The sequence below is a fragment of the Ruegeria sp. BHSA118 genome (genome assembly GCF_059613405.1).
Genome location: NZ_JBXWSM010000093.1, coordinates 1 through 13233, shown reverse-complemented (window position 1 = coordinate 13233; position 13233 = coordinate 1). Strand labels below are relative to the sequence as shown.

The 13233-nt window shown below is 56.9% G+C and carries 15 protein-coding genes and 1 tRNA gene; 5 read left to right on the top strand and 11 right to left on the bottom strand.

Features of this window, described 5'->3' with window-relative positions:
- Positions 1-10: 10 nt before the first annotated feature.
- Entirely contained in the window at positions 11-322 is a 312-nt protein-coding gene (locus AC2FNN_RS19695; protein WP_152456717.1) for a hypothetical protein, read from the bottom strand.
- A 68-nt stretch (positions 323-390) separates the two neighbouring features.
- On the opposite strand from AC2FNN_RS19695, the gene AC2FNN_RS19690 reads away from it, so the two are divergent.
- Positions 391-1332, top strand: a complete 942-nt coding sequence (locus AC2FNN_RS19690; RefSeq protein ID WP_496760136.1) for a YcaO-like family protein — start codon at positions 391-393, stop codon at positions 1330-1332.
- A 7-nt stretch (positions 1333-1339) separates the two neighbouring features.
- Here AC2FNN_RS19690 and AC2FNN_RS19685 read toward each other — a convergent pair whose 3' ends face one another.
- From AC2FNN_RS19685 to AC2FNN_RS19670, 4 genes are all read right to left on the bottom strand, one after another.
- A complete protein-coding gene (locus AC2FNN_RS19685) occupies positions 1340-2587 on the bottom strand; it encodes a DUF8225 domain-containing protein (protein ID WP_496760135.1) in 1248 nt (415 codons plus the stop codon).
- A gap of 145 nt (positions 2588-2732) precedes the next feature.
- Complete coding sequence (locus tag AC2FNN_RS19680) at positions 2733-4715, bottom strand: phosphatase PAP2 family protein (RefSeq protein ID WP_496760134.1); 1983 nt, start codon at positions 4713-4715, stop codon at positions 2733-2735.
- Between the two features lie 656 nt (positions 4716-5371).
- Positions 5372-5845 (bottom strand): Rid family hydrolase, encoded by a 474-nt coding sequence (locus AC2FNN_RS19675; RefSeq protein ID WP_496760133.1) that lies wholly within the window; start codon positions 5843-5845, stop codon positions 5372-5374.
- A gap of 177 nt (positions 5846-6022) precedes the next feature.
- Entirely contained in the window at positions 6023-6874 is an 852-nt protein-coding gene (locus AC2FNN_RS19670; protein ID WP_496760132.1) for a LysR family transcriptional regulator, read from the bottom strand.
- A 256-nt stretch (positions 6875-7130) separates the two neighbouring features.
- On the opposite strand from AC2FNN_RS19670, the gene AC2FNN_RS19665 reads away from it, so the two are divergent.
- Together AC2FNN_RS19665 and AC2FNN_RS19660 are read left to right on the top strand one after the other, a co-directional pair.
- On the top strand, positions 7131-7379 hold the full coding sequence (locus AC2FNN_RS19665) for an EF-hand domain-containing protein (protein WP_496760131.1): 249 nt from the start codon (positions 7131-7133) through the stop codon (positions 7377-7379).
- Between the two features lie 18 nt (positions 7380-7397).
- A complete protein-coding gene (locus AC2FNN_RS19660; protein ID WP_496760130.1) occupies positions 7398-7763 on the top strand; it encodes an SPW repeat domain-containing protein in 366 nt (121 codons plus the stop codon).
- A 47-nt stretch (positions 7764-7810) separates the two neighbouring features.
- Here the strand turns inward: AC2FNN_RS19660 and AC2FNN_RS19655 are convergent, their stop codons facing one another.
- From AC2FNN_RS19655 to AC2FNN_RS19640, 4 genes are read right to left on the bottom strand one after another with little or no spacing between them, the layout of a single operon-like run.
- Positions 7811-8845, bottom strand: a complete 1035-nt coding sequence (locus AC2FNN_RS19655) for a succinylglutamate desuccinylase/aspartoacylase family protein (protein WP_496760129.1) — start codon at positions 8843-8845, stop codon at positions 7811-7813.
- Positions 8846-8850: 5 nt separating this feature from the next.
- Complete coding sequence (gene rimK, locus AC2FNN_RS19650) at positions 8851-9756, bottom strand: 30S ribosomal protein S6--L-glutamate ligase (RefSeq protein ID WP_496760128.1); 906 nt, start codon at positions 9754-9756, stop codon at positions 8851-8853.
- Positions 9753-10253: an ATP-dependent zinc protease family protein gene (locus tag AC2FNN_RS19645; RefSeq protein WP_496760127.1), complete on the bottom strand. Its 501-nt coding sequence runs from the start codon at positions 10251-10253 to the stop codon at positions 9753-9755. The genes rimK and AC2FNN_RS19645 overlap by 4 nt, the downstream gene beginning before the upstream one ends.
- A 5-nt stretch (positions 10254-10258) precedes the next feature.
- A complete protein-coding gene (locus AC2FNN_RS19640) occupies positions 10259-10537 on the bottom strand; it encodes a hypothetical protein (RefSeq protein WP_496760126.1) in 279 nt (92 codons plus the stop codon).
- A 95-nt stretch (positions 10538-10632) separates the two neighbouring features.
- Between AC2FNN_RS19640 and mgtE the strand changes: the two genes are divergently transcribed.
- Positions 10633-11997 (top strand): magnesium transporter, encoded by a 1365-nt coding sequence (gene mgtE / locus AC2FNN_RS19635; protein WP_496760125.1) that lies wholly within the window; start codon positions 10633-10635, stop codon positions 11995-11997.
- A 21-nt stretch (positions 11998-12018) separates the two neighbouring features.
- Here the strand turns inward: mgtE and AC2FNN_RS19630 are convergent, their stop codons facing one another.
- Both AC2FNN_RS19630 and AC2FNN_RS19625 read right to left on the bottom strand, forming a co-directional pair.
- Complete coding sequence (locus AC2FNN_RS19630) at positions 12019-12168, bottom strand: Arm DNA-binding domain-containing protein (protein WP_496760124.1); 150 nt, start codon at positions 12166-12168, stop codon at positions 12019-12021.
- 132 nt (positions 12169-12300) lie between these two features.
- A tRNA-Ser gene (locus tag AC2FNN_RS19625) sits at positions 12301-12390 on the bottom strand.
- Between the two features lie 404 nt (positions 12391-12794).
- Between AC2FNN_RS19625 and AC2FNN_RS19620 the strand changes: the two genes are divergently transcribed.
- Positions 12795-13127 (top strand): hypothetical protein, encoded by a 333-nt coding sequence (locus tag AC2FNN_RS19620; RefSeq protein WP_496760123.1) that lies wholly within the window; start codon positions 12795-12797, stop codon positions 13125-13127.
- Positions 13128-13233: the final 106 nt, after the last annotated feature.

Sequence of the window (13233 nt, the reverse complement as noted above, 5' to 3'; positions counted from 1 at the left end):
GGGGTTGTCGTTAACCGCTGCATCCAAATATGACGATACCGCCCATCGCTTCATAGGCCAGTTTGCAGCACCATGACTCGTGATCGGGGTTCGGATCCGGCTTTTTGTCACTCAGGTCCGGAACGACGATATGAACCAGATCCTTGGTGTCATAGACAAACCTGACCTCTGGGTTACCGCTGTCCGCAAGGATTTCTTGAATTTTGCGTTCCGCCGCATCCTGATCATCTTGCGACCCCAGCGCACGGCCGCGCGCGGCATTCAGAACTTCGCACCCCAGGTCTTTCAACGAATAATTCGGGTTGATTGCCAAACGAGCCATGTAAAATCTCCTTCTCAAACAACAATGCCCACTTGTATACCCCGTTATATGCTTATCCGGAAATGAAAATGACCGACACGTTGATTGAACGCGCTGAAACTGCTCGGCTAATTTCCAAACCCTCGTTTGCCGAATTCCCCAAAGCTGCGCCGATCCACGCGGCTTTTCGTTTGATCGAGCTGCGCGACGGAACTCTGCCCCCCAAGGGCGGGATGGGCCATCGCGTGTCTTTCGGCACCGGCTGCACACCGGAAGAGGCGGCGCGGCTGGCCGGGTTCGAGGCGATTGAGCGCTATGCCTTGCAATACAGTGCCGAAGCACCACAAACCCGCGAAAGCCTGATCGCGTCGGATGGCGCATCCCATGTGATGCCAAACGAAGCGCTTGCGCTGGGTGTTCCGGGCAGTGACGGAAAGGTCACTTCGATAGGTGCCGCGGCGGGCCCGACACATGAAGCCGCCGCGCTGTGGGCGGCGCTGGAGTGTTTGGAACATGCTCTTGGATCGCAGGGGTTTGACCACCTGGCGCCGGACACGGTGCTGCCCCATGACTTGACGCGGTGGCTGCACGTCCAGCTGCGGCAACTGAGCCTTCACATCCTCGAAGTTCCGGGCATCGGCCTTCTGCTGCGCGCGGTTTGCGCAGATGCGGATGGCGGCAGGCCGACCTATGGATCGGCGCTTTCCGCAAATCTGGCGCAGGGCGTCTGGCACGCAGCGTCCGAGGCGGTGGTGTCCTGGCGCAACATGGTGATGCTTGATCACAACGGTGTAACGGATCACGGCATGGATGCCGAACAGGCCCGTCTGTTCCGGCTTTATCGTGGCGCGCAGAATGACCGGCCTGTTGCTCCGACGCGGTTGTACGACGTGCAGGCGTGGGACAGCCCGAACCCGTCGCTGACGACCGTATTGACAGCGGCAAGCCGCGCCCTCGGTCGTCCGGTTGCGGTTTTTGACATGACGGCACCTGAAATTCCCCTGCCGGTGGTCAAAGCCGTAGCAGTTTGAGCACCTGTCAGGATCCGTTGCTGCGAAAGCGTGTCGTGTTGTCGTTGGTCTTTGCCTTGCAACGGTCCGCGAATTCCAGAAGCTGCCTGCAACGTTCGGTCTCGGGCAAGCTGCGGACAACCTGCCCCGGATCAACATGCGGAATTTCAACAAATTCGACACGGGTGATCACGCGTGGCTTGGCGGCAACTGTGATCATCGGGCCGACCTCGATCAGGCTGGCCAGAGCATAGCCCGAGACAGGGCGCGCCGATGGGCCTGTTCCAAGCGTGATATCATCCAGAAACCGGGGATCGTCGTCGGCAGGCCCGAATTCAAGGCGCATGTGCATTCCCGGCGCACCGCGCCTGAATCGGACCCAACCCCGAGGCACCTTGCCCGCATCCACAAACAATTCCGATGTATGGAATGCCTGAATATACAGCCCAAGCGGATCAGAGAATGCCATCGCCCGGCCCGCAGGTGACTTACCAAATTTCCCCATGGCCAGTTCAAGCGTATCGCTCACCAGGCGGCCCCCTGCATGCCCGCAGTACAGGTCCTGCCGGTTCGCGAAATCAAGAACTTCTTCAAGCCGGGCGCGCCGCCTGCTCTCGCCGTCCTTTACGAGATACGGGAAGGAAGAAAAATGCATGGTCTGGATCAGATCGGTCAAGCGGTTCGTACCCTTGGCAAGAAACAGGGCATGCTGGATATTCAACGGATGTTCCGGCGGATGCGCGTGATCCCTACCCACCAGCCTTTTGTGAAAGCGGGCCGCGCGCTCGGAAACATCCATCGACGTCCATACCGACCGCGAGACTTCAAACAGGTCCTTGCAGGAGTAGAAGCGCCCGGTCACCGATGCGACCACCGACAGGAAGTGATCGAGATCGAAGACCGCCATGAACTGCCACCATTCCACAAACTCGGTTGTGGCAACAAAACGCTTCGGGCGCAGTCTTCCACCGGCATCGGGCCACATTACCAACGTGTATTCAAGATATTCATTGTGCAGCTCAACCCTGCCGGGCCAGCCTTGATCAGACACGCGTGCCGCCAGCTCATCGCCCAGACAGTCCCGCGGTTCCCGGGGATCGGCGCGCCATCTGAACCCATTCGACGGCTGGCCCGCCTTGATGTCACGCGGATCCATGACCAGAAACGGGCTGACACCTTGCACGTCGAAAATGTTCTGAATGCTTGAATTCCACGCTGACCCGGTGGCTTCGTTCACGCCCTGATCGGCAAGTCCCGGCGATTGGAATACAGACATCAAAGAACACCGTTGGTCTTCAGAGACACTAGAATGGAAAGTCAGCGGTCGATGCCCGCGGGGTTTCAAATCCGACGGAGCGGTCGCTGCCGGTGACGAACAAGGAAGCATCATGAAAACCGACCTGTCACGGGGCCTGATACCTTCATCCTGCCCACCCCGCCTGTTCGGGCAAATGACGGGTCCACCACAATTCGGGCGTACTGTTCACAATGTGGATTTCACTCCCGCAAGAGCGACCGCCAAGGATGTTGAGGCGATCTCCATCAAATGTTTCAAGCGACATTTTCGCGGCACCCCGGAAATTCGCCATCTGTTCGGCCAGAATGCCCACTGCAACGCGTTCACCCATTCGGATACTGTCGAAATAGTCGCTGTAGAAATGTACCCCTGCAAAATTGCGCCCGATCGCGATATTCGCAGCCAACTTGTTCAGCTCGCCGTTCAGCGTCAGCTTTGCTGCGCTGTCCTCAGGCCGCACGGACTCAACCGGTATCTTGCCACCCAGGCCCGGAACAAAGACGCGCGGCATACCTGCCTCTGCCAAAGATACCCGGGACCCGTTCAGCGCGTGTGTCCTGAAGAACGCCTTGAGCAGCGTCGCGCACGCCCCGGCAACTGCCCCGTGCGCCGCCCCGTAGGACGGCTGCATTGGCGAGCCCTCGGGATAAGCAACAGGCAACAGCAGGTTGTGATCGATTTGCGGCAGCCCCTTATGAGAAACCGCGTTGTGCGCGAACCGCTTGGTGGCCGGCGCGGCGGCAATGGCTTCCACAAGACTGAAATCTTCGTAGGCGGCGCTTTCCAATTTCTCAAGATGGGCTGCGGCAAACGGTTCCGCTGCCCCAAGCACCGCACCATGACCATTCGCCACCAGAGTTGCGACGCTGCCCAGCTTTTCAGGGCGGGCTCGGTTGTGTACCTGAAAGGTCTGGCGTCGCACGGCCCGCATTGCCCTGGTCGCAGTTTCTGCCAGCATCGACAGCGCGTGCGATCCGCCCCAATGGCCCCCGCCATCCTCCGCGCGGGAATTCCAGACTTCGGGCAGACCGTCATCTGCTTGAATACCACGACCCAGCATCAACAGGCAGGCATTGAAGAAAGCCTGATAAACCGTGTCGAAATGCACATAGGATGCAAGGTCGCGAGGTGTTTCGATAAACTTCGGGCCACAGGTCTCAAAGGCTTGTTCGCCGGTTGCGTCCGCCCCGTTCTGAACGTCCAGCCACTCGGCCCAGTCCCGCAAATAGTCCACGCCAATGGCCTGAGGTACAACCCTTTGGTCAAGCCGAAATGAACCAAACGGCATTGTCGTTGGTGCAGTTGTTTTTTCCAACCACCGCCCTTGCACATGCGCCGCGTCTGACGTCAGCGGGTCGTACCCCTGCAAAAGGAACTGCGACACGTAAGGCCCTTCCGAACAGCCTTGGCTCGAGCCGCGGAACAAAGTTTGCGAAGACAGACCTTCGCCATCTCGAACCCGGCGCGCCGCCGGTACTTTTCCGATCTCGGCACCGCAGGCCTCCTTTGGGCAACCGTCTTTGCGGAACCACTCCAACCGACCAAGGGCGCCAAGCACCTTGTCGGTTCCCTCGGCACCATCCCGAATGGTTTCGAAGGGCACATCCCGCAGACAGGCCATCGCATAGAGTTCAGCCATCTCTGCCGCCAGTTCATCTGACCCAAGCCTGGGCGCCGGAGCGATACCCAAACCGCCGGCGTCCAAACCATTGAACCCCAACCGATGACCCAAGATAGGCCCTTCCCACGCACGCCATCTAAATTCACCACCCTCTGATGGCGCGGTGCGGAAGGGCCCGGAATAGGCTGGCGTGTCAAACAGCGTCAGCCTGTTTCCATGATTGTCGGTGCAGGTTGGGTCAGCCACTTCTTCCAGAAATTCGGAATAAACCTGCGCGTCGACAATTCCATTTTCTTCGTGCCGCAAGCCCTTCGAAAAGCTCGTGGGCCAAGTCCCGGCAAACAGGTCTGCTTCGCCGTTATGTTCTGCGGCCGCCCTGTCTCGGGCACCAATCGGCGCGTTCGAAAGACACTGATCCCGGTTCAATCCGCGATTGGGCTTTTCCAGGTCCTGCCAGGGTTCAGACGGAATGATATGTTGTGGCATGTTGCTCTCCCGATCGACGGAGACAACGATTCGCACGGCGCCGTTACCGGATCGTGACCGGTCATTCCGACAGGCTTTTTGCCCTGCTCTGCAACACTTTTAGAATGTCCAGGATAGATAAGGCTTCGATCGCGCTGGACACCAGGCCCCGCCGCTGCATTCCGATCTTTCGAGAAATTGCGGAATCCAATGCAAAACAGGATATCAGGGGCCCAGCCAAGTTCGGGCCGCATTCCATCGGACAGAAAGACAAAGAAACTTGGATGGCGGAGACGAAGTCAGTATAACTAAGCCTGCAAGATACTGTTAAATATATGTTAAATTCAGGTAAAAAGAAAAAACCGCCATACCTACCACACTAAGTTCGATTTCAAGCGAGGCATCGTGCACAGTGTCATATGACAGGATGTCGGTAAAACACTAAAGCGGACACTCAAGCAGAGTTCAGCAAACGACCGCTCGAAGCCCCAAAGACGACTTAGGTTACGAGCGCGACAATTGTTTTTTGGCGGGAAGCGGAAGTTCGCTGCGGCCGCGGGGTCACCACTCAAGCGTTACAGAAGCGGACATTCGGTCGCAAATCTGGGTCTTTCTCTTCGACCGACTGCGTGATGGTTTTACTCATCTGCTTTTCCCTTCGCAGCATGAGCATGATCTTAGTGGTTTGGGGCGAAGAGGGGTGGGATGGCTTTCCAGCACGTCAAAACCAACGATGCACCGGGCTTCAGCGCTCTGCGGATTTTGCTGAGGGCCGCTGTCTTGTCCGAAAAGAACTGCTGGCCGTGCTGGCAGAAAGCCAGATCGAACTCGCCGTCGTCGAGGGGCATGGATTGCGCCGACGCTTCGATCCACTCATAGCAGTGCATGTTACCCGGCGTGCGGGCGCTGGCAGTGAGATCGCGTCGCGCGTCGCGGCAATACAGTTTGCGGGCCTCGATCGCGTCTTTCCAATTGTTGATGTCCGTCAGGATAACACGGGTTCGCACGATGTCCTGTAGGCCAGATCCAGCATCTTCGAGAGCGGCCTTGATGATCTCGAAACACTGCTTGGTCTGGGCATAGACGTCACCGATGCCTACCGTCTTGCCGTTCACCGCTGGCGCGGTGCCCCGACAGCGGTGAACGATCAAACCCGAACCGCCCGGCTGAAGCCGACGATTTCCTCCATAGGGTTTCCATTAGAGAAGAGTTGCCGCCCCTTCATAGCTAACTCTCCTGCATTTTGTGATCTCAGTCTGGACTGGTTTGTTGAGTAAATCTCTCCCAGAATCGAGTTCGTGAAACGTCGTTTCTGACCAGTTGGTAATTCAACCTATGGAGTCCGCGAGGCTGCGAAGTCGTCTCGCGGCCTGACCCGGGAATCCATCTACCTCGCTCTCATCAAACACCGCATAGGCCGCGTAAGCGAACCTTGGTGCTGCCTCGATCAGTGTGAGCCACCCGTCCTGAAGCTCCGTTTCGATCACGCGCCTGGGGAAGTAGCCAGCTGCAGGAACAGATTTCAGATATTGCAGACCCAAGGTTCCGATGCCCAGCTGAAGGCGCGGTGCGTCAAGCTCTGGAAAGTTCAGCAAATGGTCGGCCCGGAACTCCGGACCCCAATCTATCAGGATGTAAGCGCTGCCCAGAGCGGCGGGTTCGGCGTCAGGGCCGCTGCTGACAAGTACAAACTCATCCTCAAAAAGTTGAAGTGCGGACAGGCCCGAGGCGTTCCGCGGACGGTACATGACGGCGAGGTCGAGGCTGCCCTCCTCGATCTCCCGGGCCATCGTTTCGGATGAGGCCGCCGAGGCTCTGACGGCGACGTTCGGCAACGCTGCCATCAACTCAGGCAAGGCGTTTATGAGATACCCGTCCCAAAGGCTCGGCGCCGCGCCGATTTCCAGCGCTGCGGCCATGGACGCAGGAAGACCAGCGTCCAGCTTTGCCTGTGTCCAGGTGCGCACCAGAACCTGAGCGTGTTTGAGGAAATGTCGCCCGGCAATGGTCAGGGTTGCACCCGACTTACCACGTTGGAACACCGGCTGACCAAGCTGTTGCTCGAGAGTTCTGATTCTCATGCTCACTGTCGATTGTGTGACGTGAACCTTGTTGGCTGCGTCGAGAAAGGTTCCAGTTTCCACCACGGCGAGGAAAGTTCGGGCAAGTTCAATATCCATCGGCCACCTATTCGAATATCCGATATTATCGGCGAGAAAAATTCGTTATTCAATGAGATACGTGTGTGCCATATTCTCTAAGTAGCGCGAAAGTGCCCCGCCAGATCGGAACACCAATCAACAATTCTCGTTTGTAGTGGAGATCTCGATCTGAGGAACCGTTGCAATCTGAAACCCGTAGAAACGCCACCGACACCAGAGCGCTGCACCAACCCCACAATGGGCAAGAAGCCCATTTTCTCATGGAGATAACAAAATGAGTCGAGTTTCTGTTGTTGCTCTTCTCTCTTCGCTGTTTGCTGTTCCGGCATTCGCCATGCCCGCTGATCTTGACATGGACGGGGATGGCCTGGCGTCGCTGGCAGAGCTTCAGACCAAGTATCCTGAAGTCTCGGATGATCTCTTCCTGGAGATCGACGCAAATGCCGATGGTTTCATCAATGACGACGAATTGGTTGCCGCCGTTGATGCAGAGCTTCTCCCTGGTCCCGCAGGGGATCAGTAAGCAAAGGTTGTCACGGTTATGAGGAAGCCAATCCTGACTCACAAATGGCTGCTTGCCGCGATGGGTATCTGGTTGGTTTTGTCCCCCTTTGTCCTGTTTCGTGAGGAAACTCTTTTGCAGGGCATGGCTGAACTCGAAGCTCTCGCCTTCATGGCAATTGGCATTGGTGTTCTGGTCATGTCCGGCGCTGACGATCGGAGTCACCTTCTCGCACGGGTGACTCCGGTATCGGCACTGGGGATTTCGCTGATCATCGCACCAGCAGCGCTGAACTTCACCGGCCACATTGTGGCAACGGCCAATGCATGGCTAACGGGATCGGCGCTGATCGCGCTCGCCGTATGGGAGGTTATGGCAAGCCGCGGATTGCGTGCAATCTCGTAAACCGGCGCGGGGTGGGAAACTGCCCCGCGCCCCCACATTCAGGCCACCTAAATGATCTCGTCCTCATCGAACATCGGATCACCGTCGAGCTGATTGGCGATCATGTCGATCCGCATTTCAACATCTGCGCTCGTCGTTTTGGCGATATGAAACAACGCGTCGCCCTCGTGCACAAATGGCAAATTGGTGCGGCCCACAATGATGCCGTCCGTTTCTCCAAGAACGTCCATTCTTACTTCGCCAAACGGGTCCGAGATCCGGCCAAGCAAGTCGCCGACCTCTACATATTCGCCCGCTGCCTTGAACGTTCTAAGCAAACCGCCGACCGGAGCGCGCACCCAGGAACTCGTCCGTGCGTGAACCGGCGCCTCACGCACAGCGGCGATCCCGCGCTTGGCGACCATGCCCATCGCGTTCATAACCCGAAGAATACCTGCGAGACCCGCCCGGGCCGAAAGCTCGTCGAAACGCAGCCCTTCTCCCCCTTCGAACAGCAGCACATCGACACCTCGCTCTTGTGCCGCTTTTCGCAGGGACCCGTCGCGCAGCTTGGAAATCATGACGACCGGTGCACCAAACGCATCGGCGTATCTGATCGTCGCATCCGAGGCCGGAGAAACTCGAATTTGAGGCAGGTTGGTGCGGTGGATCGCGGCAGAATGAAGATCGATACCGAGGTCGGAACGCTCAACAATTTCGGTCATGAAGATATGTGCGAGACGGCCCGCCAATGATCCGCCCTCGCTGCCGGGAAACGACCGGTTCAGGTCGCGCCTGTCCGGAAGGTATCTCGATTGGGTCATGAAGCCGAACGCGTTCACGATTGGCACGACCAGCAACGTGCCCGCGATCTTGTCGAGTTGAGGTGCCCGTAGCAATCGCCGTGCGATTTCAACGCCAATCACCTCATCGCCATGAATTGCCGCGCTGACAAACAGGACTGGCCCTGGGCGGCGGCCGTGAACCACATGCACTGACATGCTGACCGGCGTATGATCGGACATCACGCTCACCGGCAGGTCCAGCGTAGCCCGCGCGCCTGCCGGGACGGTGAAACCGCCGATTTCAAATGGCTCGCGCATAGCCGTTATCCGCGCCCTCTGGTCTTGGTGTTTCCCTTGGCGGCGTTCTTTTCAAGAAACTCGATGATCTTGCCTGCAACATCAATACCAGTTGCCTTTTCCACACCTTCAAGTCCGGGTGAGGAGTTCACCTCCATGACAACCGCCCCATGATTGGCGCGCAGCATGTCTACGCCGCAGACATTCAGCCCCATCGTCTTGGCTGCACGCACAGCGGTAGAGCGTTCCTCGGGTGAAATCTTGATGGGCTGGGCGCTTCCGCCCCGGTGCAGGTTGGACCGAAATTCTCCTTCGGCTCCCTTCCGCTGCATCGCCGCGATAACGCGGCCACCAACTACAAGCGCACGAATATCTGTGCCGCCCGCTTCCTTGATGAACTCCTGTACCATGATGTTAACTTTCGCGCCGCGAAATGCCTCGACCACGGATTTTGCTGACCGGTTTGAATCGGCAAGAACCACCCCGATGCCCTGCGTACCCTCCAGCAACTTGACCACCAGTGGAGCGTCCCCCGCGAGTTTGAGAACTTCGTCGGTTTGCTTCGGATCATGCGCGAACGTGGTGACGGGCAGGCCAATACCGTCCCGCGCCATGAGCTGCATGGAACGCAACTTGTCGCGCGATCTGCCAATCGCCACTGACTCGTTGAGGGGGAAAACTCCCATGATCTCGAATTGCCGGAGCACGGCCAACCCATAGAACGTGACCGATGCTCCGATCCGGGGGATCACCGCGTCATAACGCCCAAGCTTTTTGCCATCGTAGTAGACCTCGGGTCGGCGTGAAGCGATGTTCATGTAACAGCGCAACGTGTTCACGATATCAAGCTCGTGGCCGCGCTGCTCGGCGGCTTCTTTCAGACGACGATGGGAGTAAAGTTCTGGATTGCGGGCCAGCATGACAAATTTCATTGGCGTTGTCCTTCCGGGTCGTTGCGTGTGGCTTTTCTTTTGATCCCAGTTGGAGCTTTTCCGGAACCCAGCAGATAGGAGTGACCCGGATCGACAAGAATTCCCCGCCTGCGAATGGCGGTGCGGCCGAGGATCAGATCAAATTCCATCTTCGCACGGTTGGCCAGCGAGACGTCGATCTGCCAGCGATGCCGCCCAAGCAAAAGCTGCGTTCTCACGATCAGTCGACGTTCGGGGACACCACCAGTGTTCTTGATCTCGCGTTCATCGACAACCCTGGTTCGAACCCGGTTTGGTGAACGGCGGTTTTGGACTGGTATCATGAACTCGACCCATCGTTCGCCGTCAATCTCAAACACGGTCTGGTCCACTGCATGGAGCGCTGCGGTTCTTGCGCCGGTGTCTATCTTGGCCGGGATATTCTCCATTCCGAAGTCGGGCAGGCTGATGCGTTCACGCCAACCTATGATTTCTGGGTGTACAGCACGCTTCACCATAGCATCTACTCTATGCAGTCATCGTTGGCACGTCTGTAGTTCACAAACGCATTGGCGCCCATCACGACATAGAACGTATCCATGTCGATTAACACGTACCCAAGTTCAAAAAGTGCAACCGACAGTGCACGGATATCTGTTTCGTACAATCGCCTGCGCCCTGCAATCCGGCGCACGAGCTTGTCCGGAATTCGGTAACGCCCATTCGGCTTGCCGCCAAAGTCCTGATCGTAAAGCTGGGCGAGGCGTACGGCGGTCATTGGTATCCAGTCATTTTCAAGCATGATTTTTTCTATATTGGCAATTAAAATTTGTCTATAGGTAAAAAAATTCTGCTAAAAGTCCAGCATTCGCCAGAATCCACACCAAAGGATCGAATATGAGCGACACAGATACTATCCCGAAAGAACTGGAAACGCAGTTGCAGCAAGCCCTGGCAGAGCGTGATGGGGCTGAACTCGCACGGCTGCTTGATCCGCTTCCGTTGAGCGATGCCCTGCGTGAACTGCTCAATCTGCCAGTAGAGCAGCGGAGTGCCGCACTATCTTTGCTGCCGCCGGAACTGGCTGCCGAACTTGTCGAAGAGGCGCCGAACGCGATGGCGGTCGATCTTGTCGAGCGCATGGAGTCGGAGCATGCCGCCGAGGTCATCGAAGAGCTGGATTCTGATGTTCAGGCCGATGTCATCGGAGAGCTTGAAGACGCAGATGCGGAAGCGATCCTTACCCGGATGGATCCTGAGGACGCCGCAGATGTTCGTCGGCTGGTGGAATACGAGGACGATGTCGCGGGCGGCCTCATGGTGGCCGAAGCCTTCACGTTTTCCGAAACCGATACAGTTGGGAAGGTTCTACGGCGGTTCGCCAACGAAGAATACGACCTTGAACGCTATCGGGGTCAGCATCCCTATGTGCTGGATTCGAATGGTGCCCCAATTGGCGTGGTCTCATTGCGCAGCCTCGTGTCCACACGCCGAAGCGCGCGTTTGACCGATATCATGGTGCCCCCAATTACCGTCCCAGCCAACATGCCGCTGGAGAAATTGGAAGACTTGTTCGATGAACACCCGTTTCTTGGATTACCGGTCGTGGAAGCAGACGGGCATCTGGTGGGCGTCGTCTCGCGGTCTGCCGTCGATGAAGCCCTTTTGGAACGTGCGGAATCAGCCAGCCTGAAACGCCAAGGTGTCTTCGGCGATGAGCTTCGGTCGATGCCACTGCCGCTTCGTGCGAGGCGACGGCTTCAATGGCTTTCGGCCAACATTGTTCTCAATGTGATCGCGGCCAGCGTAATCGCCGCGTATGAACAAACCCTTGCCGCAGTGATCGCGCTTGCAGTGTTCTTGCCGATGGTGTCCGACATGAGCGGCTGCTCGGGCAATCAGGCCGTCGCCGTCAGTATGCGCGAGCTGTCTCTCGGCCTTGTCCGGCCCATCGACACCATGCGTGTCTGGTTCAAAGAAGTGTCGGTCGGGGTGATCAACGGGTTCGTTCTGGGGCTTCTAATCGGCGTTGTTGCCTGGTTGTGGAAAGGCAACCCGTTTCTGGGATTGGTGATTGGTGGAGCGCTTGCGCTCAACACCGTCGTCGCCGTGTCCATTGGCGGTGTTCTGCCATTGCTGTTGAAGCGCATCGGTCTGGACCCAGCTGTCGCCAGCGGCCCTTTACTGACGACTATAACCGACATGGCGGGATTCTTCCTCGTCCTGAGTCTTGCAACCGCAATGATGCCACTTCTGGTTTGACGCTTTCCTGCACCCGAACCATCAGTTCGGTCGGGTGACTGGTACGCGTACTATCCAACGCCGCGCACCCGATGGATCAACAACAAGGTACAAACCAGAGCCGTCGCTATGCCGACCCGGACCCAGGTTCTCTACCTGCTTCTTTGTCAGCTTTGCGCTGAGCGCAGACATGTAAATGCCACTAAATGAATAACCCTAGGGGCAACCAGTAAATTCACGATGATACTGTGAGGCGGTAAACGCCTATTAAAAAAACTAAATGGAACGCTATACGCACCACGTCAATTGTCTAAAATAGGTTGATGGCGGAGACGAAGGGATTCGAACCCTCGAGACGGTTTCCCGCCTACTCCCTTAGCAGGGGAGCGCCTTCGACCACTCGGCCACGTCTCCGCCGACGGGTATATCCTTGCAAGCGACGGGAATACAAGGCGAAAAATATGATTTGTGCCTCTCTCTGACAAAATTGCTGAACCCGTTGAAATCACGGTAAAAGGCGCCAACTTAAATGAATCATCGGCCAGAATTGGAGAATTTTTCTGGGGCGTTTTCCAACGTGAAACCACCGAACCGCCAGGTTCGAAACGACAGGGCACATCGAATCCCCATTCTGCATCGCTGCGTCGATTGAGAGATCGCATTCCAAAAGCGAAGAAACTCTCTTGTTTCTATTAGATTACCTTTCCTCGGGGCAGTGGCGGCAGCGCAGGGCAATGCAAACAAAAAATGGCTCACTTTACGACCATCCTCGCCTTTACTAAAAGCGGTGTGGTTAATAAATCCAAGAAGGGCACAGAATGAAGAAATTTATCGCATCCGCTGGAGCGATGGCATTGGTCATGTCGAATGCGATGGCAATGGATGCTGACAGAGAGGCTATTATCAACGAGAAAGTAGGTAGTTTTGTTGACGCTGTAGGCTGCGCGGATCCAGAAGCCGCACAATCCTTGCTTGCGGAACTTGGCACTGACGATTTTGACGTCACTACATATATTGCGTTTCCGGTTGTAGATGTCGGATGCGCAGGTGGGGCTGGAACAAGCGCATTCACACCGGTCGTCGTACGTGTTCCAGAATACCGGCCTTCGGCGGCCCATGTCGACATGTGGCCTATCGCTTACGCTACTTGAGGCCTAGCGTTGGTCTACCGCCTATTCGGCTACTTGAGACCGGGTAGTGTTCTTTTCATCGTGTTAGAGAGGGGGGATTTTACTAGGTTTGGCGGTGACCTACTCT

Excerpts from the sequence above, each read along its gene's own strand:
- AC2FNN_RS19695 (WP_152456717.1), bottom strand. The coding sequence starts at position 322 with ATGGCTCGTTTGGCAATCAACCCGAATTATTCGTTGAAAGACCTGGGG.
- AC2FNN_RS19690 (WP_496760136.1), top strand. The coding sequence starts at position 391 with ATGACCGACACGTTGATTGAACGCGCTGAAACTGCTCGGCTAATTTCC.
- AC2FNN_RS19685 (WP_496760135.1), bottom strand. The coding sequence starts at position 2,587 with ATGTCTGTATTCCAATCGCCGGGACTTGCCGATCAGGGCGTGAACGAA.
- AC2FNN_RS19680 (WP_496760134.1), bottom strand. The coding sequence starts at position 4,715 with ATGCCACAACATATCATTCCGTCTGAACCCTGGCAGGACCTGGAAAAG.
- AC2FNN_RS19670 (WP_496760132.1), bottom strand. The coding sequence starts at position 6,874 with ATGGATATTGAACTTGCCCGAACTTTCCTCGCCGTGGTGGAAACTGGA.
- AC2FNN_RS19665 (WP_496760131.1), top strand. The coding sequence starts at position 7,131 with ATGAGTCGAGTTTCTGTTGTTGCTCTTCTCTCTTCGCTGTTTGCTGTT.
- AC2FNN_RS19660 (WP_496760130.1), top strand. The coding sequence starts at position 7,398 with ATGAGGAAGCCAATCCTGACTCACAAATGGCTGCTTGCCGCGATGGGT.
- AC2FNN_RS19655 (WP_496760129.1), bottom strand. The coding sequence starts at position 8,845 with ATGCGCGAGCCATTTGAAATCGGCGGTTTCACCGTCCCGGCAGGCGCG.
- rimK (WP_496760128.1), bottom strand. The coding sequence starts at position 9,756 with ATGAAATTTGTCATGCTGGCCCGCAATCCAGAACTTTACTCCCATCGT.
- AC2FNN_RS19645 (WP_496760127.1), bottom strand. The coding sequence starts at position 10,253 with ATGGTGAAGCGTGCTGTACACCCAGAAATCATAGGTTGGCGTGAACGC.
- AC2FNN_RS19640 (WP_496760126.1), bottom strand. The coding sequence starts at position 10,537 with ATGCTTGAAAATGACTGGATACCAATGACCGCCGTACGCCTCGCCCAG.
- mgtE (WP_496760125.1), top strand. The coding sequence starts at position 10,633 with ATGAGCGACACAGATACTATCCCGAAAGAACTGGAAACGCAGTTGCAG.
- AC2FNN_RS19630 (WP_496760124.1), bottom strand. The coding sequence starts at position 12,168 with ATGTCTGCGCTCAGCGCAAAGCTGACAAAGAAGCAGGTAGAGAACCTG.
- AC2FNN_RS19620 (WP_496760123.1), top strand. The coding sequence starts at position 12,795 with ATGAAGAAATTTATCGCATCCGCTGGAGCGATGGCATTGGTCATGTCG.